Origin of the sequence: Nostoc sp. NMS2 (assembly GCF_017115105.1) — a bacterium.
Lineage (GTDB): Bacteria > Cyanobacteriota > Cyanobacteriia > Cyanobacteriales > Nostocaceae > Nostoc.
In genome coordinates, this window is sequence record NZ_JABXKH010000029.1 from 1 (window position 1) to 23,629 (window position 23,629).

Sequence of the window (23,629 nt, forward strand, 5' to 3'; positions counted from 1 at the left end):
AGTTTAGTTGCACCGTGAGAGTCTGGGATGGAGAGTACACCATTGGCTTGCAACACCTGAAATCCTTCAACTACCTGCCCCAAGAATGTGAGCAGATGCAGTTAATCAGCGATCGCCTTGCGCGAATATATTTAGATTCGCTGGAGGAGACAGTTAAAAGTCTGTTGCAGTTGTTGGGGAAGGTAAATCGGCCTTATCTTACTGCTGTGGAAGAGAAATTATTGACGCTTCTGGAGTCGGAGTATGGGAGAATACCCTGAACAAATTCGGCAATTTGGCATCCAATGGCTTTGGGTTGCAGTTTCAATGGAGATATCACCACAACGGGACAGCGAAGAAGTTGTACGAGGGATATGGCAAAACTTTCCGCTTCTGGTGTCCCGTGCTATGCCAGTTGTCAAATGAGTGCTGTAAAATCGCTCTACATAATTGATACAGCGCTCAACGGAGTTCAGTTCCCACTCTACATCTGGCTAGAAATGAACAAAACCAAATAGGATTTCAGAAGATGAAAGATGTCGATAGGTGGCATTTCTCTAGGAGTGATTGCTCGTTTACGCTCACATAAGTTGAGTATATTCGGGCACGCTAGAGGAATCAATGCAGAACTTTTTAGAACCGATGGGTAAGCTAAATCGACCTTATTTAAACGCTTTGGGAGAAAAAGTGTTGAATGTTTTAAAGTCAGAAATTAAAGTTCAGTTATCAATCTCTTATTTTATCAAACTTATTCTTGATGGGAGCAAACAGCAAGTAATTATTCTCAGAATAAGAATTGCTGTATAGTTTGAGGTATTGCCAGATTATCCTCTCAAGAGTTGCTCTATGATTGCTCTACCTGGTATTGCCATTCAAAACAAGATATATGAAAGTTCTAACTCTCTAGTTTATCGAGGCATCAGAGACGATGGAGTAGGGATTGTCGTCAAAATGCTGAAGCTTGATTATCCTTCTCCCCAAGAATTGACTCGCTACAGACAGGAATATAAAATTACCCGCTCCCTAAAATTAGAAGGAGTTATCAAAGCATACAGCCAACAGGACTATCAACGCACTCTGGTGATTCTCTTAGAAGATTTTGGGGGAGAGTCCCTAGAGCAATGGATGCACAAGCGCCCAAACATCTTCTGCCCCATACCTTTATCGACTTTTCTTGGCCTTGCGATCGCTGTTTGCGACATTCTAGGTAGAATCCATGCAGCTAATGTCATTCATAAGGATATCAATCCTGGAAACATTGTTCTCAATCCTGATACTGGCGTTGTCAAAATAATTGATTTTGGAATTTCCACCCAATTTAATCGCACGAATCCGACTTTCAAAAGTCCTCATGTGTTGGAAGGAACACTCGCATATTTATCTCCAGAACAAACCGGGAGAATGAATCGTTTGCTCGATTACCGCACTGATTTCTATTCGCTGGGTGTCACCTTTTACGAACTGCTAACCGGCCAACTGCCGTTTCCCACAACGGACACCCTTGAACTAGTGCATTGTCATATTGCTAAACAACCACCTCCACCTCATGAATTGAATGTAACAATTGCCAAAGCAGTTTCAAATATAATTATGAAACTGATGGCAAAAAATGCCGAGGATCGCTATCAAAGTGCTTGGGGAATCAAAGCGGATTTAGAAATTTGTGCGGAGCAATTAACAGAAATTGGTGAAATTGATAATATTAAGCTGGGTCTGCAAGATATTCAAGATCGGTTTCAAATTCCTCAAAAACTTTATGGAAGAGACAAAGAAGTTGCAATGTTAGTAGCGACTTTTGAGCGCGTTGCTGCTTCAGAAAACCATGCAGAAAATATTTCAGAACAGGAAGAAAATAGCAACTCAAGATTCCCAGTCGAAATGATGTTGGTATCTGGCTATGCTGGAATTGGGAAATCAGCATTAGTGCAGGAAATTTATAAACCAATCACCCAAAAGCGCGGCTATTTTATCTCTGGGAAGTTCGATCAATTTCAGCGCAATATTCCTTACAGTGCGATCGCAGATGCTCTGCAAAAATTGGTACAGCAATTGCTCAGTGAACCGGATGAGCATCTGCAACAGTGGCGATCGCGTCTGCTTGCAGTTTTAGGAAACAACGGACAAATCATTATTGATGTGATCCCCGAAGTTGAGTTAATTATTGGCAAACAGCCACCTGCGCCGGAAGTTGGCGCAACTGAAGCTCAAAATCGCTTCAATCGGATTTTTCAATCGTTTGTGCGGGTGTTTTGTTCCAAGTCAGATCCCCTAGTTATTTTTCTAGATGATTTGCAGTGGATAGACTCAGCAACGCTGAAGTTAATTGAGTTGATGCTGCTAGATGAGCAAATCCAATCCCTATTTTTAATTGGAGCATATCGAAATAATGAAGTAAATTCAACCCATCCACTGGTATTAATGCAAGAAAAACTGCGAAAAAAAGGAGTAGTTTTTCAAGAAATTATACTGACACCCTTAACGCTGGAACCATTGAATCAGCTGATTGCCGAGACACTACATCACAATACTGACACCGTTCGTTCCTTAGCTCAGTTGGTGTTGCGTAAAACCGAGGGTAATCCTTTCTTTGTCAATGAATTTTTGAGGACGCTGTATAGCGAAAATCTGTTGACCTTTGACCCCTTTACTAAGGGGGAACAGAAGGGGGTAGGAGGCTGGCAGTGGAACATTGATCGGATTCAAGCTCAAAATATCACTGATAATGTTGTGGAGTTGATGCTTCACAAGTTGAAGAAACTGCCAGATAATACACAGCAAATTCTTCGGTTAGCTGCTTGCATTGGCGCTGAATTTAATTTAAATACGTTAGCGATCGTGTGTGAGAAATCGCCCAAAATGGTTTTTCAGGATTTACTCCCAGCGGTACAAGGAGGATTCATTCAACCCCTGTCTGAATTAGATGAGGACTTGTTAGTTCAAGAGTATAAGTTCTTGCATGACCGAGTACAGCAAGCCGCCTATGCTTTGATTCCTGAGGATCGAAAGCAAGTAACGCACTACTCTATTGGACGACTACTGCTTGGCAAGCTCTCTGAGGTCGAACAAAGTGAGATGCTTTTTGATATTGTCAACCACATCAACTTTGGTCAATCCCTTCTGACACAGAAAGATGAAAAAGAGAAAATAGCACGACTCAACTTGGCTGCCGCTCAAAAAGCCATATCCTCTATAGCCTATGAAGCCGCAATTCGGTATCTTGAGACTGGCATTGGCTTGCTCGAGGCAGAGGCTTGGATAAGTCAGTACGACTTGATATTCAACCTGTATCATACTCTCTGTGCAGCACAGTTGAGTAATGCTAGCTATGAGCAATTAAGCGCCACAACCAAGGTTGCTTTAGAGCACATTTCTTCTGCCGTTGATCGCGCAGATATTCGTGTTTTTCAAATCACTCAATATACCCTACAAGGCGAATGTGAGGAAGCAGTTCAAACAGGTCTTATCGGATTGCATGAGCTTGGGATTGAGATTAAGGGCAAAAATTTGACAGAACTAGTCCGTGAAGAGTTTGCTGCTGTTGCCAAAAGCTTAGAAAATCGCTCAATTTCCTCACTTTTAACTTTAACAACGGTGAGCGATCCGGTCATTCAAGCAATGATTAAATTGATCGTTGTAGATATATCAGCCTACATTACGGCTAATATTGAACTTTACTGCTTTATCAGTTTAAGAGTAGTTCGTCTTTGCATTGAACATGGAAATATTGCTGAGTCTATTAAGGCTTATGCAAACTATGGTCTTCTTTTAAGCTTGATGGAAGGGCAATACCAACAAGGCTATGAGTTTGCAGATTTAGCTGTGCAGCTTAGCTATAAGCTAAACAGTAAATCTCAGCAGTGTAAGGCTGAGATGTTGTTTGGAGGCTTTATTCAAGTTTGGTCAAAACCTATAGCAGGAGCGGCCGCGATCAATTATAAAGGTTTTCTGGCAAGCATGGAGTCGGGAAATGTTCAATTTGCAGCCTATAACGTGGTCGGTAACATTTTTAATCGCTTATTTCAAGGCGAAAATTTAACAACCGTTGCAGAAGACAACGAAAAATATCAGTTGGTGGCGGAGCAGATTCAGGACGAGCTTTCCAAGGTGGCACTGGCTGGAGCTAAATTTTTTATCGCAAAACTAGCTTTAGGGCAAGCAGCACAGGAACACGATCGATTGCTTAGGGAGACAGAAAAAATAGTTCATCAGGGTGAAACCTCACAAATACGGTTTTCAATTTGTCTTTATTACATCCTCAGAATGCATCTTTCCTGTTTAACAGCAGATTTTGAGCAAGGCTGCCATTATTTCGTTGAAGCGGGAAAGATCCTAAATTCTATCGTAGGATTTACAACTTATAGTAGTTATTTTTATTATGGTTCTCTGATTCTACTCAACCTGTATTCCGGTCTATCTCAAGCAGAACAAAATAATGCTTTGGAACAGATTCGATCGAATCAGGAGCGCTTGAAAGCATGGTCTAATAGCTGTCCAGAAAACTTTTTACACAAGTTTCATCTCGTTGAGGCAGAGAAAGCGCGAGTCTTGGGTCAATTTTTTGAAGCAGAAAACTTATATGAACAAGCCATTCAAGGAGCCAAGGACAACAAGTATCTTCAAGAAGAAGCATTAGCCTATGAATTAGCCGCCAAACATTACTTAGCTCGTGGTAGAGAAAAGTTTGCCCAAACTTACATGAAGGAAGCGAACTATTGCTATGAACGATGGGGAGCAATGGCAAAGGTTAAAGATTTAGAAACTCGTTATCCTCAACTATGTCCTAAGTCCTTCAACGTAGTTTCTACACCAGTTCGCACCACGACCGGAACCATCTCAAGTGCCTCACATACTGCTCTCGATTTAGCGACAGTGATGAAAGCAGCTCAAGCAATTTCGAGTGAAATTGAATTGGAGCGGTTGCTCAGTTCTCTAATGCAGATTCTAATTGAAAATGCTGGGGCACAAACTGGATGCCTGCTTTTGGAAAACTTAGGAGAATGGACGATCGAAGCGGCTTGTAAACTCAATGAAACTGCAAAAGTCTACGCGGCGCAAGTACTGCGGTCAACTCTAATTGCAAATCACTTACCCGAATCCATTATTCAATATGTGGTTCGGACTCATGAATCTGTCATCCTCAATGATGCAACTCGCGAAGGTAATTTTATTAATGAGCCATACATTCAGCATAACCAAACGAGATCGCTTCTTTGTTTACCGTTGCTAAATCAAAGTAAACTCGTCGGCGTATTGTATCTAGAAAACCAACTAGCAACTGGGGCATTTACAGCAGAGCGATCGCAAGTCTTAAATCTGCTATCCACTCAGGCAGCGATCGCAATTGAGAATGCCAAGCTCTACTCAAAGCTCCGCGCTAATGAAAGTCAGATGGCTCAATTTCTAGAAGCGGTTCCGGTGGGAATTGGAATAGTCGATGCGACTGGTCGCCCTTACTACGCCAATCAACGGGGCATCCAGCTAATGGGCAAAGCGATTGACCCTGCCGTGCCACCGGATCAAATCGCAGAGGTTTATCAATTCTATCAGGCGGGAACGGATCAAATCTATCCTACTGAGAAACTGCCAGTTATCCGGGCGTTGAGTGGCGAACGCACCACTATTGACGATTTAGAAATTCGCCAAAATAACACCACCATTCCCATTGAGGTATGGGGAACTCCAGTTTTTGACGAACAGGGCAATGTGGCTTATGCGATCGCAGCCTTTGAAGATATAACGGAACGTAAAAAAGCAGAAAATCTTTTAGCGAATTACAACCGCACCTTAGAACAACAGGTAGCCCAACGAACAGCCGCGTTACAGCAAAGCGAAGCAGAACTGCGCGGTCGAGAACAAGAATTACGGCTGATCACCGACGCTCTACCGGCTCTGATCAGCTATGTGGATGCCAATCGATGCTATCAATTTATCAACCGTACCCATGAGGTTTGGTTTAGCCGTAACCGTGATGAGATTCTGGGCAAATCTGTTCATGAACTTTTAGGTGAGACGGTTTATCAACGGTTTGAGCCGTCTATTAATCAGGTGTTTGCAGGGCAAACTGTAACCCTGGAAGCAGAAATTCCTTCTTCCCTTGGTAGACACTGCATCAGTGCGACCTTGATCCCTGATTTCGATGACAATGCTCAAGTGAGAGGCTTCTACAGCCTCATGACAGATATTAGCGAACGCAAACAAGCAGAAGAAGTGTTGCGTCAGTCCGAGGCTCAATTTCGGGAACAGGCAATCCTCTCCGATTTTCGCGCCGATGTGGATAGTGCCTTGGCTCAAAGTGCTAGTTTGCCCTTGATACTTCATCGCTGTGCCCAAGCCGTTGTTAAGCACTTTAATGCGGCATTTGCTCGGATTTGGACGCTAAATAAAGACAATAATGTTTTGGAGTTACAAGCCAGTGTGGGGATGTATACACGTCTTGACGGTGAATACAGTCGAATTCCTGTAGGTAGCCTCAAGGTTGGACGAATTGCTCAGGAACGCTGTCCTATGTTGACTAACAATGTGTTTGATGAATCATCCATTGATAAAGAATGGGCAAAACGAGAAGGCATGGTGGCATTTGCGGGCTATCCAATACTGCTGGATGAGCAACTTGTTGGAGTTATAGCGATGTTTACTCGACATCCCATTCCGTCGTCCAACTTTGAGGCGTTGGAGTTTTCAGCCCGTGAGATTGCATTAGGAATTAGACGCAAACAGGCAGAAGAAGCGTTGCAAGCCTCCGAAGCAGAACTTCGGGCGCTCTTTTGTGCAATGCCCGATCCGCTCTTGGTAGTAAATGCAGAAGGGCGGATTTTGAGAGCAAGCCTGATCGAGTCAGAGAAATTATCTAACCCGATTGACGAACAGGTGGGTCGAACATTTTCCGAAATTTTTGAGCGATCGCAAGCCGATACATTTCTTGGCTGTATTCGGCAAGCATTAAGCACTCAGCAGCCCCTAACGGTTGAGTATAGCTCGATCGTGGGAGGGTGGAAAACCTGGTTTGCAACTCGCATCTCGCCCATTTCAGAACATTCTGTCATTTGGCTAACAAGAGATATCACCGATCGCAAACGAGCCGAAGAAGCCTCCATTCTAGAAGAGCGCAATCAGATGGCACGGGAAATTCACGACACTTTAGCCCAAGCGTTTACAGGTATTATCATTCATGCTCGCTCTGCCTCCAATAAGGTAACGGCAGACCCAGAAAAAGCGCAAACTCTCCTCACTCAGATCCTCGACTTAGCCCGTTCTGGGCTTGCGGAGGCACGTCGTTCAGTAGAGGCACTACACCGCCCATACCTTTTAGAGAGCAGTAACTTACAGGATGCCTTAAGCCGTCTTGCTGCTGAATTAAACTCCTCGATCGTAACCCAAATCGTCTACGAAGTCATGGGTACACCCTATCCCCTATCCTCCGATCTGGAAAATAATCTGTTTCGGATTGGGCAAGAAGCTTTGACAAATGCAATCAAACATGCTAAAGCACGTGAAATCCACATTGAGCTGATCTATGAACCGACCCAATGCAGCTTGCGAATTAAAGACGATGGGCAGGGATTTAATGTAGAAAACCAGGCGATGCGGAATGGCTTTGGTCTACTGGGGATGGCAGAACGGGCTGAACGCATTATAGCTGAATTAAAGATTCAAAGTGACTTAGAGCAAGGGACAGAGATCGTGGTATCCATTCATCGGGGGTTAAGTCAGCATGAATCAGCCTAGTAGCATTCGCGTTCTGGTTGTGGACGATCATCCTGTTGTCCGCCAGGGTTTGATCGGAATGTTAGAGGAGGCTCCAGATATTGTCATTGTTGGTCAGGGGCGAAATGGGCATGAGGCGATCGCAGTTTTTCAGCAACAGCAACCTGATGTGACTTTGATGGATTTACGGATGCCCGATATGGGAGGTGTTCAGGCGATTACGGTTATTTGCAATGAGTTTCCCAATGCCCGAATTATTGTGCTGACCACGTATGACACCGATGAAGAGATTTATCGAGGATTGCGAGCCGGGGCAAAGGGGTATTTACTAAAGGACTCTGAGCCAGAGGAATTATTGACAGCTATTCGGACAGTGACCAGGGGACAACAGTATATTCCCCTCAACGTGGCTGCCAAGCTAGCCCAACGGATAACTGCTCCAGAACTGAGCGATCGTGAGTTAGAAGTTCTCCAGTTAGTCGGACAGGGCATGAGCAACCAGGAAATTAGCACTGCTCTCAATATTAGTGAAAGTACAGTGAAGACTCATATCAACCGAATTTTAAGCAAGCTAGATGTCAAAGATCGCACCCAGGCAGCCATTATTGCGTTGAAACGCGGAATTGCTAGCTTGTAAAAGCAAAGATGGTACTTCTGCCTGGGTTAACCATTATATTTTAGTCAAAAGAGGCAGGGGAGCAGTTCTTGCTGGGAGCAAGGGGGAAAAGTGAGACGGAAGCTCAGACTCCGCCCCAGTAAGAGCGCCCTAGAAGGGCGGGGCAACTCTTGGAGACGCTCCGCGAACATACCCATGTTCCGCTCCGCTCCACGGCTCCGGGACTTTCTCTTGCTCCCCCTGCTCCCTGTGCTCCCTGCCCCTCCGCTTCTTCGGTGAGGCAATCAAACCTGAGTTTGATTCGTTCTACTCCCTCAAATTGACTCATCCTCAATCATTTTGTTGATAAAAATACAGACCCTGAATTGACGACAAGCCTAAGCAAGTTTCATACATTAAACTCATACAAACGATTATAGGCTTGAAGGGAAGAAATTTCAGAGTGCACACGATGAATCTCTTTTCCTCAAAGATTTAGAATGAGGGTTTAGAATGAGCGATGTTATTCCTGACGACACACCTAGCGACCCTTGCGCTAATTGTGAAGCAGAGCGCAATCAATTAGTTGTACTTCCTTCTGAGCAAGACCATCGACAAGGATCATTGAATGCTCGCGTTGTGCTTGTTGAGTATGGGGATTATCAGTGTCCCCAATGTAGTGAACTTTATACCTCAATTCAAGCAATTCAACGCCAGCTTGAGGCGACCTTATTGGGGAGAGATTCTCTATGCTTTGTATTCCGACATTTTCCTCAACCTCAAATCCATCCTCAAGCTCAAAAGGCAGCAGCAGCGACAGAAGCAGCAGCAACACAAGGGCAGTTTTGGCAGATGCACGAGATGCTATTGAAGCATCAGCAAGAGCTAGAAGATGGGTATTTAGCAGAATACGCTGACAATTTAGGGCTTGATGTAACTCAGTTTATTCGAGACATTGCCCAAAAAGTGTATGTTGATCGCATCAATCAAGACATTGCCAGCGGAATCGATAGTGGGGTAGTTAGCACTCCAGCTTTATTTATCAATGGTGTGCGTTATAGAGACGCTTTAGAGCTTGAGCCACTACTTGTTGCGATCGTTGGAGCTTCTCATGGCTAGTATTTTCTGTCAATAAATGGACTAACGTGCGCGAACTGCCGTAAATGAGGAATCTGATTGATGAGCAGTCTTCTCAAGCAAGTTGTAGCTCAAGTTTCCAGAACGGTGCCATTGCAGACGGTTTTGATTGTGCCGTTTGTGCTGCAAACTTTGGTGACAGTCGGCTTAGTGGGGTATTTTTCCTTCAAAAATAGACAGGAAGCCATCAACGATCTCGCCAGTCAACTGCGGCGCGAACTGACGAACCGGATCGAAGGCAAACTACAAACCTATACCGAGATACCCCATAACATCAATCGGCTCAATGCCAGCACCTTCGCTCAGGGAAAAATTGACCCTAGCGCAGTGAAAGGTGAGTTTCCACTCTGGCAGCAAATTCAGATTTATCCAATGGTGAGTGATATCTACTGTGGCGATCGCAAAGGTTCTCTTCTAGGGGTGCGACGTAGCCCTGCTGATCGCTCAATTGAACTGCGGTCGAGTAATGTTGCTACAGATCATAAACTCTACGGCTACAGCCTTGATCGCAATGGTCAGCGAGACCAGTTAATCAGTCAAGGCAACAAAGCCTTCGATGCGCGGGTTCGTCCCTGGTATAAAGCAGCAGTGACGGCAGGCGAACCAAGCTGGAGTGGAATCTATGCCGACTTTGCTAGCCAGTTGCCAACGATCACCGCCAGTACGCCTGTCTATAGCACTGCTGATCGATCGCTGTTGGGAGTCTGTGCCACCGATGTATTTCTGCCTAATGAGATGAGCCGTTTTTTGGCTAGCCTGCAAATTGGCAAGACAGGCATCGCCTTTATTCTAGAGCGATCGGGGCAACTGGTTGCCACCTCCACCGGAGAGGCGATCATAAGTCATGGGGCGGCAGCAAATCGATTGTCCGCAGTTGAGAGCCGTAACCCTACCGTGCGAGCTACTGCTGCCTATTTGCGCGAGCATTTCAGCGATTTGTGGCAGATCCAGACTGCGGAACAGCTTGATTTTAAGTTTGATGGCAGGCGGCAGTTGATTCAGGTGATGCCATTCAAAGATACTCGTGGGCTAGACTGGCTGATTGTCACGGTGTTGCCTGAATCCGATTTCATGGCAAAGATTAATCAAAGCATCTACACGACGATTCTGCTTTGTATCACGGCTTTGCTGCTTGGCATTGCGATCTGCATTTTGATTGCCCGATGGATCGCTAAACCGATTGTCAGCGTCAGTCAATCGGCAAAAGCGCTAGCAGACGGTGCATGGAATCAGACGGTAGAAATTGAGCGATCGGGCGATTTGGGCGAACTGGCTCGATCATTCAACCAGATGGCACAGCAGCTTCAAATCGCATTTGCCAAAATGCAGTCTTTAAACCAGACCCTCGCCCAAAGTGAAACCCGCCTTCAGAAAATTTTAGAGTCGGTTCCGGTAGGAATTGTGGTTATGGACGCAACAGGTCGCCCTTATTACGCGAATCAGAAGGCAATCCAACTCTTGGGCAAGGGCGTGCTGCCGTCTGTCACCCCAGAGCAAATTGCCGAGGTCTATCAACTCTATGTGGCAGGAACCGATCGCCCCTACCCAACCGAACAACTGATGATTAGGCGAGCGCTAAACGGCGAACAGGGCAGTGTGGATGATATCGAAATTCACCAGGGGAATCGCATCATTCCGATCGAAAGTTGGGGAACTCCAATTTTTGATGAGTCTGGCAACATTCTGTATGCGATCGCAGCCTTTCAAGACATCACCGAACGTAAACAAGCAGAGAAGCTTTTAGCAGAATACAATCGCACCCTAGAGCAACAAGTTGCAGAACGAACGACAGCATTGCAGGAAAACGAAGCAGAGCTACGCGGTGTCTACGACGAGCTTCGCTTACAGGAGCAGGAATTACGACTGATTACCGACGCTCTACCCGTTCTGATTAGCTACGTCGATGCCAATCGCTGCTTTCAATTTATCAACCGTACCTATGAGGTTTGGTTCAACCGTAGCCGTGATCAAATTTTGGGCAACCCTGTTAGTCAACTGCTCGGTGAGGCGGTTTATGAACGGGTTGAGCCGTATATTAATCAGGTGTTTGCAGGGCAAACTGTCCCTCTAGAAGCAGAAATCCCTTTTCCGGATGATAAGCGGTGCATCAGCGCGACCTTTATTCCTGATTTCGATGACAATGCTCAGGTAAGAGGTTTCTACAGTCTCATGACAGACATTAGCGATCGTAAACGAGCTGAACACACTTCTATCTTAGAAGAGCGTAACCGGATGGCGCGAGAAATTCATGATACACTAGCTCAATCTTTCACAGGTATTCTGCTTCAAGTTGGAGCAGTAACACAAGTGCTGGCGGATGACCCGGAAGCAACCCAAGTACATCTGGAAATGATTGAGGAACTAGCACGCGCTGGGCTGGCAGGGGCACGGCGATCCGTATCAGCACTCCGTCCGCGGCTACTAGAAGAAGGTAATTTAGAAAGTGCCTTGCATCGTATTGTGGCTCAAATGCGAGCAACGACCGACACGGCTGTGATTTGCGAAACTCAGGGTATAGCCTATTTCTTATCAACCGAAGTGGAGAATAACTTACTCAGAATTGGGCAGGAAGCATTAACCAATGCGATTAAATACGCAAGTGCTGGCGAAATTCGGGTTGAGTTAGTGTACAACGAAACACAGTGTATCTTACGGGTTAAAGACGATGGCAGGGGCTTTGGAGTAGGTAGCACTCCTTTGAGCGGTGGGTTTGGCTTATTAGGAATGAGCGAACGGGCAGAGCGCATTGGCGCACAACTAACGATTCAAAGCCAACCGGGTCAAGGAACAGAAATTATTGTCACTATCAATCGAGAGTGAGAATTACAATGAGCCAATCCACTACGATTCGGGTGCTGATTGTTGATGACCATGCCATAGTCAGAAAGGGTCTAGCAACTATCATTAACCGCGATCCAGAAATGACAGTGATCGCTCAAGCTGAAGATGGACAACAGGCGATCGCTCTCTTTCGAGAATACCAACCTGATATCACACTAATGGATTTACGAATGCCCAAAATGGGAGGTGTTGAAGCCATTATGGCGATTTGTGCTGAATTTAAGCAGGCTCGGATCGCGCTACTCACAACCTACGATGGTGATGAAGATATCTATCGCGGTTTACAGGCGGGCGCTCAAGGCTATCTGCTTAAGGATTCTAAACTTGGCGAGCTTTTGAATGCGATTCGCGCCATTCATAATGGTCAGAAATACATTCCGCCAGAAGTGGGCGCAAAATTATTGCAGCGAATGACCAATCCAGAACTGAGTGAACGAGAGTTGGAAGTGCTGCGTTTGATGGCACAAGGAAGGGGTAATCAAGAAATTGGGACTGCTTTGAGTATTGGTGAAAGTACCGTCAAATCTCATGTAAATCGGATTTTGAGCAAACTGGGCGTGAGCGATCGCACACAAGCCGTGATTACTGCTGTTAAGCGTGGGATTGTCAGTTTGTAACAGGACTTACGCAAAATTATGAAAAAACGAACCGCAATCGCGCAGCGTCTCGTAGAGAAGAACGCGAAGGAAAGAGGGTTTCAGAGAGTTATTGCGTAAGTCCTATGTAAGTGGGAAACGAAGGGAAGTGAATCTTTACCTTTTCCCCAATAGAATTGGCTTTAGACTCAAACTTTAGTTGGAGACAACCTTCCACTACGAGATGAACAGGTTCATCCATCACTAGATTGTATAAAAATGTCAACCCAGAGTGGACGACAAGAAAGGGCTAATTGTCTATATTAAATCCATAGCAATGTTAGTGCCGTTGGGTTGTAAGGCTTAAGTTTGCTTAATACAAACCGAAACATGACTTACGACCGTGATAATCGTTTTTTATTCGTTCTGCCTTCAACCCAGGATCATATTCAAGGTGTACTGAATGCTGCTGTAGTATTCGTCATGTATGGAGATTATGAATGTTTTCAAAGTGCCAACGTCTATCGATTGATTAAAGTTGCCGGGCAGCAATTGAAGGTTTCGTTTGGAGAAAACAATTTAGGTTTTATCTTCCGTCATTTTCCACAAATCCAGATTCATCCACATGCTCAAAGGGCAGCCCAAGCCGCAGAAGCAGCAGCGGCTCAAGGGCAGTTTTGGCAAATGCATGAGATGCTGTTTATCCATCAACAAGAGTTGGGAAATGGCTATCTAGTAGAGTACGCCAATCGTTTAGGACTTGATATTTCTCAATTTTTGCAGGATTTATCCAGGGGAACGTATGTCGATCAGATCAATGCAGATATCGAAGGTGGACTGCGAAGTGGAGTGGAGGCTGCACCCGCTTTGTTTATTAATGGAATTCGCTATCTTGATCGCTGGACTGTTGAGCAGATAATGGCAGCTATTGTTGCTGCAAATGATTAAGGTTTTTGATGCTTATCCCAACAAGTATTTCACAATTTCTATCTGGACGACAAGAATCAGAGATTTCAGCAATTTAGCAAGAATACAGAGGTGATCGCAATGATGGTTTTTACATGGAAAAAAGTTCAAAAATTGTTGCTGTGGTTATTTGCATTAAGTGTTGTCGTTGGAATATCAATGCATCCAACACCAGCCACCTCCAAGGAATTACCTCAAACGTCCAACTCTAAACCTGCGATTGTTCTCGTTCATGGGGCTTATGCTGACGGTACATCATGGCAACACGTTATTCCATTGTTAGAGCAGGATGGCTACAGAGTGACTGCTGTGCAGATTCCACTCACTTCTCTTGCTGATGATGTGGCAACGACAAAGCGGGTGATTGAGAATCAGAAGAGTTCTGTTGTAGTAGTTGGACATTTCTATGGTGGAAATGTAATCACGGGTGCTGCGGCTGGCAATCCACAGGTGAAAGCTCTGGTTTATGTTAATGCTTTCGCCCCAGATGTCGGTGAAAAGACGAGTGATTTGAATAAAAGGTACGCAGCACCTCCGATTAGCACGGCAATTGTATCTGATGCTGCAAACTTCCTCTATGTCGATCGCGGGAAGTTTCACGAATTTTTTGCCCAAGACGTATCAAAGGCTGAGGCACGAGTGATGGCAGCAACCCAAAAGCCGATTGCCAGCGCAGCCTTTGAGCAATCAGTGAATGAAATCGCTTGGAAAACCATTCCTTCCTGGTTTATCGTGACTCAAAGCGATCGGGCCATCAACCCTGAACTTCAACGATTTATGGCTAAACGGATTAATGCTAAGACAACCGAAGTTAACTCCAGTCATGTTCCTTTTATCTCTCATCCAAAAGAAGTTACCAAAGTGATTGAAGCAGCCAGCACTGCTGTGAAGTAATCCCAATTTTAAGAGAAGCAGTTTCTCGGTACATACAAATAAAACAGACCTAATTATGACTCTAGGAGATGCGATCGTGCCGACTCAAAATACAGGTATCACTGAAGTCGATGGCAGTCAACCCTTACTGCATCAACATGGATATGAAATTCAGCAGTATGGTACTCTTCGTAATTTGCCAATTGTTCTCAACCCCAGTGCCCGCAGCGAAAGCTGTGTTTTAGTCAATCAAATTTTGGCAGATATGATTATTCTCTATCACCTTTACAAGAAACATCACTGGTTGATGCGCGGACATACGTTTTATCAACTACATCTGTTACTCGACAAACACGCCAGCGAACAAATTGAGTTAATTGATGCACTAGGTGAACGAGTACAAACACTCGGAGGCGTGGCGATCGCTGACCCGCGTCATGTAGCAGAAGTCACTAAGATTGAGCGTTCGCCAAACGGCGTTGAGGAAGTACCCGTGATGTTGTCGCGGTTACTGGAAGCCCACGAGTTAATCATTGAGGAATTGAGAGTAGCGATCGATAAAACAGCAGCAAATCAAGATAGTGGCACTAACGATTTGTTAGTGAGCCAAGTCCTGCGAACCAATGAGACGCAAGTTTGGTTTCTGGCAGAACATTTGGTGGATACACCATTTGTACGCAGTTAAATTCAGCGATCGCTCTTTAAATCAGTTCATTATAGCACAGTGTGGCATCCCGTTGGCACTTGCAAAATGGGCATTGATCCAATGGCAGTGGTCGATCCTGAGTTGCGGGTACATGGGGTTGAAGGATTGCGAGTTGTTGATGCCTCCATCATGCCAACAATGATGGCATTACCGCTAATGCCCTGATGCCTGGGGCGATCGCAACCAACCTCCAGCGTCATACGGGCGGTCTTAGAACCCCACCTGAGCGGCAGAAGACAATAGCGCAGGGTGCGGCAACTTCCGTTCTGTTGGCAACCTCTTTGCTACTAAAGGGCGTTGGCGGACGCTATTTCGAGGACTGCAATGAAGCTACTCTCGTCACCAACGGGAACGGCTATATGAGCGGAGTTGCCCCCTACGCCTTGAACCCAGACAATGCCGATCGGCTCTGGAATGAATCGTTGCGCCTGCTCGCTTGACCTGGCAGTAACAGTGAGCTTCACGCTGTTGATAAACGAATTGCCAGTCGTAAGCCTGCCAGCCTTTCATCCATCACTTAAAAGGAAAACTCAAAACTATGAATTCACAAACAGCTCAAACCACCACTACTGCTGACGAGTCGGCAATCCGTGCTTTCCATCGCCAAATGATTGATGCTTGGAATCGAGGTAGCGGCGAAGGCTTCGCTGCCCCGTTCAGCGAAACTGCCGATTTCATCACGTTCGAGGGTACGCATCTTAAGGGTCGAAAAGAAATCGCTGCATTTCATCAGCAAGCGTTCGACACGGTTGTTAAAAGAACACGGCTGGAGGGTGAGGTGGATTTTGTCCGCTTCGTGAACTCGCAACTCGCGCTCATGCTCGTAGTTATCAGGGTAATACTGCCCGGACAAACCGAAACTTCACCGTCACGAGATTCGCTGCCGCTATACGTCGTAACGAAACGCGACGAAGGTTGGCAGATCGAAGGGTTACTCAATACCCGGAAGTTAACGCTAGAACGTCAATTCTTCTTAGACGACTTTGACTCACTGAGCGTAGAGGCTCAACGTCAAGTGACCGACCTCGTTTCAAGTCTCAAGCAGCCTCATCAAGCAGATCAATCAAAGGAGATGTAAGGAATGGCACGCTTGTTAAGATACAAAAGGCGATCGCCCTTGCTCCCCAATATCGGCTGACTATTCTTCCTCCTGACTCCGCTCTCTATTAACAACTTACCGCTTTAAACCCAACAATCAGAGGATTCGCATAATGGGAAAACTAGAAGGAAAAATCGCCCTTGTCACGGGTGGCAATAGTGGTATCGGTCTTGCCACAGCCAAACAGTTTGTTGCCGAAGGTGCCTATGTCTACATCACGGGTCGTCGCCAAGTCGAACTGGATGCTTCTGTAGAAGCCATTGGTAAAAATGTTACGGCTGTGCAGAGCGATGTTTCTAATCTGGCAGACCTCGATCGTCTGTTTGCCACCATTAAGCAAGAGCAAGAACACCTTGATATCATTTTCGCTAATGCTGGCGGTGGACAAATTGCCCCACTTGGAGCAATCACTGAGGAACACTTTGATAAAACATTCAACGTAAACGTCAAAGGTTTGCTGTTCACCGTACAAAAGGCGCTGCCACTGTTACCAGAGGGCGCTTCTATTATCCTGAATGCTTCGATTACTTCTATAAAAGGTACGCCAGCTTTCAGTGTTTATAGCGCTACCAAAGCCGCCGTGAGATCATTTGCTCGGAATTGGATACTCGACCTCAGAGAACGCAAGATCCGAGTGAATGCCATTAGCCCTGGTGTGGTTCCGACTCCTGGTTACGATCATTTGGGACTGAATGACCAGCAGTTGCAAGAATTCGTGGACAGCCAAGCCAGCACCATCCCACTGGGACGAGTCGGCAAACCCGATGAGATTGCCAAAGCTGTTGTCTTTCTCGCTTCAGCTGACAGCAGCTTTGTGAACGGCATTGAGTTGTTTGTCGATGGTGGTATGGCACAGATTTGAAGTCCAAAAGGCTTTTATCACTTACAAAGAGTAAACCCATGACCACTTATCGCACAGTATCGATCGATGGTTTAGATATCTTTTATCGTGAAGCTGGTTCTCGCGATCGTTCGACGATTCTGCTATTGTACGGCTTTCCAACCTCGTTCCACATGTTCCGCAATCTAATTCCGGCGTTGGCGGATCAATTCCATCTGATTGCATAGCGAATCCAAACCCGCAAACAAGAATCTAGTAACAGCTTAATTGTCTACTATTCCGATTTTTTCATTTATCGCAACGATATCTAAGGAGATCGACATGACAACAATGAGCAATTCCGATTTTGCTGCCCGCAAGGCACTACGCCTGCTCGGTCCCGATCCTGAAAACTGGGTGCCCGATTGCCCTGGCATCGATCACAATGTCACTATAATAGGTGGCAGCGGTAGCGGTAGCACCTTTGTATTTGCGCTACGACGTGCTGGGATCGGTCGCGTGACAGAGATCGATGCGGCCGATGACGAGGCTCATGCAGGCGTGTGGTTGACGCGAGCGCGGATGAGAACGCTCCGCACACCGAAACATCTGCCTGGTCCAGAACTAGGCATCCCAGAATTGTCCTTTCAAGCCTGGTACGAAGCGCGGCACGGTGCGGCAGCCTACGCAGAGATCGATCGCATTGAGCGAGTGGCTTGGGCTGAGTACCTCAGTTGGTATCGGCATTTCCTGGGTATCCAGGTTCGTTACCAGACGAAGTTGGTGCGGATTGAACCAGTCGCAGGTTTCTTCCGCCTACACCTTGAGGTAAACGGTGTCCCGCTCTTAGAGACTACGCGCAAAATTATCTTCGCCAATGGCGTGGCTGGCACGGGTGGTCCGTACATACCTCCAATACTGGCTGACTTACCCCGCACGTTGTACGCACATACCGCCGATGCCATCGATTTTGAAGCACTGCGCGGTAAGACTGTGGCGGTGCTGGGTGCGGCGGCTTCAGCTTTCGATGCAGCAGCAGTGGCGCTGGAATCGGGAGCTAAGGCAGTACATCTATTTGTACGACGATCAGCGATCGCATCTCTGTCAGTCCTTCGGGTACGGGATTACCCTGGTGCTTACGACAACTATCCCCAACTACCCGATGCAGCCCGCTGGTTCCAGGCTTGGCACTTTCGTCAAGCAGGCACCGCGCCACCCCCGAACTCGATTAAGCGAGCGATCGCTTTCCCGAACTTTCACATCCATCTATCTGCACCTTGGAAATCGGCACGGAAACTGGGCGATGCGGAAGCCGCCGCCAAAGGCGAACGCATTGCCATCGAGGTGAACGATGATGTTTTCGAGTTTGATTTTGCGATCGCTGGCACTGGTTACTTCGTTGACCCAACAAAGCGTCCCGAACTAGCCGACTTTGCCCAGCATATTGCCCTCTGGCGCGATCGCTACCAGCCACCAGAAGACCTGCGCGACGACGGTTTGGGGGCACATCCTTACCTCGGTAGCGCCCACGAATACCAAGAAAAAGTACCTGGCACTGCCCCTTATCTGAAAGACATTCACGTATTTAATCCTGCTGGTTTGGTCAGCTTCGGATTGCCAGTTGGTGACATCCATAGCATCCGCCGCGACGTACCTGCAATAGTATCGCGCATCAGTCACGACTTGTTCTTTGAGGACTGGGCGCATCATGAGGCACGTATCACAGGCGATATCGCCCCCGACTTTGAGAACTCGCTCTATGCTGCTGCGGTGTGGAAACAACCGATCGAGGCAGCGACCCGCTAGGTCAACAACCTTTTCACCAGTAACAAATAATTCCGGCTGGGAAACGATGTCAGTAGAAAGTGATTGCCATTCCACAATTAAATCAATTCACTTAACAGTGTCATTTCAACAAATTGTTTACTACTTATCAAAGGAGAATGTCATGGTTGCTCAAACAAACTCGCCAGCAGTAAAAATTTTGGAAGTTGCAGACGATCCACGTCTTTCTAGTGAGGTGAAGGAATTTTTGAAAGTGCTGAATTCAGGAGGTGTACCGCTGGAGACACTCACTGCACTCGAAGCACGTCAAGTACTCGTGGATGCACAAGCTTCTGTTCCTGTAGACCTTTCAGGCATTGAAGAGTCTGAGAAGAAAATTATCGCTGACGGTTATTCGATTACGCTCAATATCGTGCGACCGGAAGGCATCAAAGGCACATTGCCTGTTTTCATCTTTATTCATGGTGGTGGTTGGGTGTTGGGTGATTATCCAACACACAAGCGCATGGTTCGCGATCTGGTTGTGCTTTCAGGGTTTGCAGGGGTCTTTGTCAACTACACGCGCACGCCAGATGCTCAGTACCCACAGGCGATCAATGAGATTTATGCTGCAACCAAATGGGTTGCCGAGCATGGTGAGGAAATTGGGGTGGATGGCAAGAATCTGGCAGTGGTCGGCAACAGTGTCGGCGGAAATATGACAGCAGTCACTGCTTTGAAGGCGAAAGAAAACGGAGGACCACACATCAAGTTACATATCATGATGTGGCCGATCGTCGATGCTGATTTTGAAACGAATTCTTATCATCAATTCGGCGACAAACGGTATCTAACCGTACCCACGATGAAGTGGATGTATGACCTGTACATCCCTGACCCAGAAAAGCGCAAAGACATTTACGCATCTCCCTTACAAGCGACGGTTGAGCAACTGAAAGGCTTGCCTCCAGCATTAATTGTGGTTGCAGAGAGCGATATTTTGCATGACGAAGGCACAGCCTACGGACGCAAGCTCGATGAAGCTGGGGTAGAGGTGACAACGGTGCAGTACAACGGCATGATTCATGACTTTGGACTGCTCAATGGTTTAGCCGAACTGCCACAAGTCCGCTCTCTGTTTGTTCAAGCTGCTGCTGAATTGAAGAAACATCTGCAATAGGATGCGATCAATGTTTTTGGGGAAAGGAAAAGACGCTCCTCCATCGCTTTGCTGCTTACTGAGTTAGCGTAGGGGAAAAGGGGAAAGCGGAATGGCACTAAGTTAAGACACAGCCCTTGCCGTGACTAGTTCCTAGCCTCTAGACTGAGAACTAATTCTGAGAGCCTCCGCCTCCAAAGGGTTGATCAGAGGCAGAGCCTCTCGAAATACATTCCCAGCCTGTAGGCAAACAAGACTTTCGGCTTATCTTAGTGCCATTTGATCGTAATACAAACTACTCTCAGGTAATTACCTGCTTTGACACCCTCACCGACCTATTTACCACATTCCATGTAAAGCCGTCCTTTATGACGGAGTTTCTACCCATTTTTCTGATGAACAGCCACACACCGAGCGCTAGGGACATTATTGGATCATCACCGTTGATTGCGATTGAAAACGAAGCACCACCCAAGCTGATTGTCGATCCACCGCTTCCCGAACCACTGGCACAGGGACGTGTCTTCATCCAGTACCGGACGGAGAATTTGCGTGTGTTGCCAGTGTTTGGCAAAGGTGCCCTCAAAGTATCGCCGCGCATCGGTCATATCCACATCACCGTTGACGACGCGCCGTGGCACTTTGTCGATGCCAGTGGGGAAACGATCATCCTGGTCGGACTGGAACCTGGCGTACACAAGGTGCTGATCGAACTAGCTGACCCCACGCACAAAGTAATCACTAGCGAAACTGTGGAGTTCACGCTGCCCGATCCTAAGAAATCATCATGAAAAAACTAGAGGGAAAAATCGCAGTTGTGACGGGGGCATCTGGGGAAACGCTGCACATCGCGGGTGGTAGTCATTGATCTGTATTAAACTGCTTTTGAGGTAATTCGGTCGGCACGCACTTACAGCAGAATTCAGAATCCAGAAGTAAAACAGGGTTCATACCTGGCTTTGGGACTTAGTTTGTGTACTCAACCAACTTGAAATTTGCTGTAATTTTAATCTAATCATGCTGAGACGTTGGCGTTCGCGGAGCGTCTCGTAGAGAAGCCTCTCGGAACGAGAATCGCAATTCTACCGCTTACATACTATGAACAACCCTGAAAATCCTCGACTACCCCTGCCGCCTTTCGATAATGAATCCGCCATCCAAAAAGTCCGAATCGCAGAAAATGCTTGGAACACACGTAACCCGGAATTAGTATCACTCGCTTACACCTCGAATAGCGTTTGGCGCAACCGTTCAGAATTTCTATCTGGTCGTGAGGCGATCGTCCAGTTCTTAACACGTAAGTGGCTTAAAGAATTGGACTACCGTCTGATCAAAGAGCTTTGGGCTTTTCAAGACAACCGCATTGCTGTCCGGTTTGCTTACGAATGGCATGATGATTCCGGCAACTGGTTTCGTTCTTACGGCAATGAGAATTGGGAGTTTGACGAACATGGATTCATGCGATGGCGTATTGCCAGCATCAACGACCTGCCAATTGACCAAAGCGATTCTCCGAAGGAGACGCTACGCGAACGCAAATACCACTGGATACTAGGTCGTCGTCCTGACGATCACCCCGGATTGTCAGACCTCAATCTTTGAAAAGCCCAACGACCATATCACCCAGTTTTTATCTTACAAGAAATCCACTGCTATGAATGCAAACAACGGCATCATTAGCCAGCTTAGTCAATATTCAGTGCCTGTAACCATTGATCGATTAGAAGCTGTCCTTCAAGTAAAAGGCATCACCATTTTTGCCCGCATTGATCAACAGGCTGAAGCCGAAAAAGTCGGACTAAGCCTGTGTCCTACACAGTTGTTGCTGTTTGGCAATCCGAAAGCTGGAACTTTCCTCATGGTGGCAGAACCAACGATCGCCCTGGACTTACCCCTGAAAGTACTGGCATGGGAAGCGACTGACGGGAAGGTGTGGGTGAGTTACAACGATCCTAATTACTTAAAACAGCGATTTTCTCTCTCGGATGAGTTGGTGAAAAATATCGCTATCATTGCACCTTTAATCTATCAAGCACTTAGTTCCGCCGATCATAAATAAGTCGCAGAATTAACACGCGATCGCACCTTGGCGTTTTAGAAACAGTATTTAGGCAGTGGTGTCAAAGTCTGAAATAGGGCGACTACTGCCAGATAATTGCCCACCGCGATCGCCCTGACAACCAAGATATTCTGATTTGGAATCATTGGAAAAACGCTGCATATCGGGGGTGGTTTTTAAGAAAGAGAACGGTGAAAATCAACAAGCAAGGAGAAAAACCATGAATATCAACAAAAATGACACCGCAGTAGTTGTCATCGATCCGCAAAACGATGTCTTGAGCGAAAAAGGGGTTTCCTGGGATTTGGTGGGTGAGAGTGTTAAGGATAACAACACCATCGAAAACATTGAGCGAATCTTCAAAGCCGCGAAGCAGAATGGATTCGAGGTTTTTATCTCCCCTCACTATTACTACCCCACCGACCATAGTTGGAAATTTGCCGGAAACCTAGAGCAAATGATGCTTGAGGTTAAGGAGTTTGATCGCCGTGGTGCATTGAGCCTCGATGGATTCCTGGGATCGGGTGCTGACTGGCTCGATCGCTATAAGCCTTTCATTGAGGATGGCAAGACGATTGTGGCCAGTCCGCACAAAGTCTATGGGCCGCAAACTAACGACCTCGTTTTGCAACTGCGTAAACGCAACATCAGCAAAGTCATTATACTTGGAATGTTGGCAAATCTTTGTGTTGAAGCTCACCTACGCGAATTGCTTGAGCAGGGATTTGAGGTTCTTGTCGTCAAGGATGCAACAGCAGCCCCTCGGCATCCGGAATTGGGCGACGGCTACAAGGCAGCACTGATCAACTTTGGCTATATTGCCAATGCAGTCCTTTCTACAGATGAAGTTGTAGCAGCAATGGAGTAATGTCAAACTTATTAATTTTACAAAACTTATGAAAACATCCGCGTTACTCCTGGCTCTGCCAATCAGTATCTTAGCTAATTTTTCCTTACCAGCTTCTGCTGATTCTACTGCTCGTCTCCTCCTAAGTACGAAATGCCGAGGCGGCTACAACGTAAATATTTGGCAGAATTATACGAACGGTGAATTGCTCTATCGCTCCACTAGTCCCAACGGTAATTTAAGTTTGGGCAAAGGAACTAGCCAAGCGACAGAAGGTGTTCGAGTGTAGTTTCGGAATAGAAATTATGAATATTCGGTGTGGGATGGCACGTTAGATAATCCGCAGGCTGGAACTTTAGAGGTGTATAAAAACAACCGTATTGTGATGAAGCAAGCTTGTAGAAAAAGTTGAATCTTTTAGGGGGTGTTATGCACTTTTTGGAAATCCAGCTAGGGCATGCATCTTGAGTTACACTCGCCAAATACGTTATCGCTAAAACCCTCT

22 protein-coding genes and 1 pseudogene are annotated in these 23,629 nt (G+C 46.3%); 22 read left to right on the plus strand and 1 reads right to left on the minus strand.

Translation table 11 applies throughout. The features are described from left to right. From HWQ36_RS02400 to HWQ36_RS02455, 12 genes and pseudogenes are all read left to right on the plus strand, one after another. Nucleotides 1-260: hypothetical protein (locus tag HWQ36_RS02400; protein WP_292697726.1), on the plus strand; the 260-nt coding region annotated here is incomplete at its 5' end. Continuing rightward, on the plus strand, nt 244-405 hold the full coding sequence (locus tag HWQ36_RS02405) for a hypothetical protein (RefSeq protein WP_292697728.1): 162 nt from the start codon (nt 244-246) through the stop codon (nt 403-405). The genes HWQ36_RS02400 and HWQ36_RS02405, both read left to right, overlap by 17 nt. A 195-nt stretch (nt 406-600) precedes the next feature. Further along, nucleotides 601-786, plus strand: a complete 186-nt coding sequence (locus HWQ36_RS02410) for a hypothetical protein (RefSeq protein WP_292697730.1) — start codon at nt 601-603, stop codon at nt 784-786. Between the two features lie 39 nt (nt 787-825). Next, a complete protein-coding gene (locus tag HWQ36_RS02415) occupies nt 826-7,704 on the plus strand; it encodes an AAA family ATPase (protein WP_292697732.1) in 6,879 nt (2,292 codons plus the stop codon). Then, nucleotides 7,691-8,320 (plus strand): response regulator transcription factor, encoded by a 630-nt coding sequence (locus HWQ36_RS02420; RefSeq protein ID WP_292697734.1) that lies wholly within the window; start codon nt 7,691-7,693, stop codon nt 8,318-8,320. Before HWQ36_RS02415 ends, HWQ36_RS02420 begins: the two co-directional genes overlap by 14 nt. 471 nt (nt 8,321-8,791) lie before the next feature. Beyond that, entirely contained in the window at nt 8,792-9,397 is a 606-nt protein-coding gene (locus tag HWQ36_RS02425) for a DsbA family protein (protein WP_292697736.1), read from the plus strand. Nucleotides 9,398-9,457: 60 nt separating this feature from the next. Beyond that, complete coding sequence (locus tag HWQ36_RS02430; protein ID WP_292697738.1) at nt 9,458-12,235, plus strand: PAS domain-containing protein; 2,778 nt, start codon at nt 9,458-9,460, stop codon at nt 12,233-12,235. An 8-nt stretch (nt 12,236-12,243) separates the two neighbouring features. Further along, the gene (locus HWQ36_RS02435) at nt 12,244-12,873 is read left to right on the plus strand and encodes a response regulator transcription factor (RefSeq protein WP_292697740.1); all 630 of its coding nucleotides are present in this window, start codon (nt 12,244-12,246) and stop codon (nt 12,871-12,873) included. Nucleotides 12,874-13,221: 348 nt separating this feature from the next. Further along, nucleotides 13,222-13,779: a DsbA family protein gene (locus HWQ36_RS02440; protein WP_292697741.1), complete on the plus strand. Its 558-nt coding sequence runs from the start codon at nt 13,222-13,224 to the stop codon at nt 13,777-13,779. A gap of 99 nt (nt 13,780-13,878) precedes the next feature. Further along, nucleotides 13,879-14,691, plus strand: coding sequence for an alpha/beta hydrolase (locus tag HWQ36_RS02445; protein WP_292697742.1), 813 nt, complete (start codon nt 13,879-13,881; stop codon nt 14,689-14,691). Between the two features lie 55 nt (nt 14,692-14,746). Continuing rightward, on the plus strand, nt 14,747-15,355 hold the full coding sequence (locus HWQ36_RS02450) for a DNA starvation/stationary phase protection protein (RefSeq protein WP_292697744.1): 609 nt from the start codon (nt 14,747-14,749) through the stop codon (nt 15,353-15,355). Between the two features lie 36 nt (nt 15,356-15,391). Next, nucleotides 15,392-15,517, plus strand: a pseudogene (locus tag HWQ36_RS02455) (GMC oxidoreductase); the annotation flags it as partial. A 198-nt stretch (nt 15,518-15,715) separates the two neighbouring features. Here HWQ36_RS02455 and HWQ36_RS02460 read toward each other — a convergent pair. Further along, nucleotides 15,716-15,886, minus strand: coding sequence for a hypothetical protein (locus HWQ36_RS02460; protein WP_292697746.1), 171 nt, complete (start codon nt 15,884-15,886; stop codon nt 15,716-15,718). A gap of 28 nt (nt 15,887-15,914) precedes the next feature. Between HWQ36_RS02460 and HWQ36_RS02465 the strand changes: the two genes are divergently transcribed. The 10 genes from HWQ36_RS02465 (at nt 15,915) to HWQ36_RS02510 (ending at nt 23,413) form a co-directional block, all read left to right on the plus strand. Beyond that, nucleotides 15,915-16,454, plus strand: coding sequence for an SgcJ/EcaC family oxidoreductase (locus tag HWQ36_RS02465; protein WP_292697748.1), 540 nt, complete (start codon nt 15,915-15,917; stop codon nt 16,452-16,454). A gap of 133 nt (nt 16,455-16,587) precedes the next feature. After that, entirely contained in the window at nt 16,588-17,337 is a 750-nt protein-coding gene (locus HWQ36_RS02470; protein ID WP_292697750.1) for an SDR family oxidoreductase, read from the plus strand. A 38-nt stretch (nt 17,338-17,375) separates the two neighbouring features. Further along, a complete protein-coding gene (locus tag HWQ36_RS02475) occupies nt 17,376-17,543 on the plus strand; it encodes a hypothetical protein (protein ID WP_292697752.1) in 168 nt (55 codons plus the stop codon). A gap of 169 nt (nt 17,544-17,712) precedes the next feature. Continuing rightward, nucleotides 17,713-19,101, plus strand: coding sequence for a SidA/IucD/PvdA family monooxygenase (locus HWQ36_RS02480; RefSeq protein ID WP_292697753.1), 1,389 nt, complete (start codon nt 17,713-17,715; stop codon nt 19,099-19,101). Further along, the gene (locus HWQ36_RS02485) at nt 19,055-20,239 is read left to right on the plus strand and encodes an alpha/beta hydrolase (protein WP_292697755.1); all 1,185 of its coding nucleotides are present in this window, start codon (nt 19,055-19,057) and stop codon (nt 20,237-20,239) included. Before HWQ36_RS02480 ends, HWQ36_RS02485 begins: the two co-directional genes overlap by 47 nt. A gap of 374 nt (nt 20,240-20,613) precedes the next feature. Then, nucleotides 20,614-21,009, plus strand: coding sequence for a DUF6130 family protein (locus tag HWQ36_RS02490; protein ID WP_292697830.1), 396 nt, complete (start codon nt 20,614-20,616; stop codon nt 21,007-21,009). A 307-nt stretch (nt 21,010-21,316) separates the two neighbouring features. Continuing rightward, the gene (locus tag HWQ36_RS02495; protein ID WP_292697757.1) at nt 21,317-21,820 is read left to right on the plus strand and encodes a nuclear transport factor 2 family protein; all 504 of its coding nucleotides are present in this window, start codon (nt 21,317-21,319) and stop codon (nt 21,818-21,820) included. 52 nt (nt 21,821-21,872) lie between these two features. Then, nucleotides 21,873-22,277 (plus strand): DUF302 domain-containing protein, encoded by a 405-nt coding sequence (locus tag HWQ36_RS02500; protein ID WP_292697759.1) that lies wholly within the window; start codon nt 21,873-21,875, stop codon nt 22,275-22,277. 220 nt (nt 22,278-22,497) lie between these two features. Further along, nucleotides 22,498-23,145: a cysteine hydrolase gene (locus tag HWQ36_RS02505; protein ID WP_292697761.1), complete on the plus strand. Its 648-nt coding sequence runs from the start codon at nt 22,498-22,500 to the stop codon at nt 23,143-23,145. A 28-nt stretch (nt 23,146-23,173) separates the two neighbouring features. Further along, the gene (locus HWQ36_RS02510; RefSeq protein WP_292697763.1) at nt 23,174-23,413 is read left to right on the plus strand and encodes a hypothetical protein; all 240 of its coding nucleotides are present in this window, start codon (nt 23,174-23,176) and stop codon (nt 23,411-23,413) included. The last annotated feature ends 216 nt before the right edge of the window (nt 23,414-23,629 follow it).

Excerpts from the sequence above, each read along its gene's own strand:
- HWQ36_RS02500 (WP_292697759.1), top strand. The coding sequence starts at position 21,873 with ATGAATGCAAACAACGGCATCATTAGCCAGCTTAGTCAATATTCAGTG.
- HWQ36_RS02460 (WP_292697746.1), bottom strand. The coding sequence starts at position 15,886 with ATGAAAGGCTGGCAGGCTTACGACTGGCAATTCGTTTATCAACAGCGT.
- HWQ36_RS02435 (WP_292697740.1), top strand. The coding sequence starts at position 12,244 with ATGAGCCAATCCACTACGATTCGGGTGCTGATTGTTGATGACCATGCC.
- HWQ36_RS02490 (WP_292697830.1), top strand. The coding sequence starts at position 20,614 with ATGAACAGCCACACACCGAGCGCTAGGGACATTATTGGATCATCACCG.
- HWQ36_RS02445 (WP_292697742.1), top strand. The coding sequence starts at position 13,879 with ATGATGGTTTTTACATGGAAAAAAGTTCAAAAATTGTTGCTGTGGTTA.
- HWQ36_RS02430 (WP_292697738.1), top strand. The coding sequence starts at position 9,458 with ATGAGCAGTCTTCTCAAGCAAGTTGTAGCTCAAGTTTCCAGAACGGTG.
- HWQ36_RS02475 (WP_292697752.1), top strand. The coding sequence starts at position 17,376 with ATGACCACTTATCGCACAGTATCGATCGATGGTTTAGATATCTTTTAT.
- HWQ36_RS02420 (WP_292697734.1), top strand. The coding sequence starts at position 7,691 with ATGAATCAGCCTAGTAGCATTCGCGTTCTGGTTGTGGACGATCATCCT.
- HWQ36_RS02440 (WP_292697741.1), top strand. The coding sequence starts at position 13,222 with ATGACTTACGACCGTGATAATCGTTTTTTATTCGTTCTGCCTTCAACC.
- HWQ36_RS02450 (WP_292697744.1), top strand. The coding sequence starts at position 14,747 with ATGACTCTAGGAGATGCGATCGTGCCGACTCAAAATACAGGTATCACT.
- HWQ36_RS02470 (WP_292697750.1), top strand. The coding sequence starts at position 16,588 with ATGGGAAAACTAGAAGGAAAAATCGCCCTTGTCACGGGTGGCAATAGT.
- HWQ36_RS02425 (WP_292697736.1), top strand. The coding sequence starts at position 8,792 with ATGAGCGATGTTATTCCTGACGACACACCTAGCGACCCTTGCGCTAAT.
- HWQ36_RS02485 (WP_292697755.1), top strand. The coding sequence starts at position 19,055 with ATGCTGCTGCGGTGTGGAAACAACCGATCGAGGCAGCGACCCGCTAGG.
- HWQ36_RS02505 (WP_292697761.1), top strand. The coding sequence starts at position 22,498 with ATGAATATCAACAAAAATGACACCGCAGTAGTTGTCATCGATCCGCAA.
- HWQ36_RS02410 (WP_292697730.1), top strand. The coding sequence starts at position 601 with ATGCAGAACTTTTTAGAACCGATGGGTAAGCTAAATCGACCTTATTTA.
- HWQ36_RS02405 (WP_292697728.1), top strand. The coding sequence starts at position 244 with ATGGGAGAATACCCTGAACAAATTCGGCAATTTGGCATCCAATGGCTT.
- HWQ36_RS02510 (WP_292697763.1), top strand. The coding sequence starts at position 23,174 with ATGAAAACATCCGCGTTACTCCTGGCTCTGCCAATCAGTATCTTAGCT.
- HWQ36_RS02495 (WP_292697757.1), top strand. The coding sequence starts at position 21,317 with ATGAACAACCCTGAAAATCCTCGACTACCCCTGCCGCCTTTCGATAAT.
- HWQ36_RS02415 (WP_292697732.1), top strand. The coding sequence starts at position 826 with ATGATTGCTCTACCTGGTATTGCCATTCAAAACAAGATATATGAAAGT.
- HWQ36_RS02465 (WP_292697748.1), top strand. The coding sequence starts at position 15,915 with ATGAATTCACAAACAGCTCAAACCACCACTACTGCTGACGAGTCGGCA.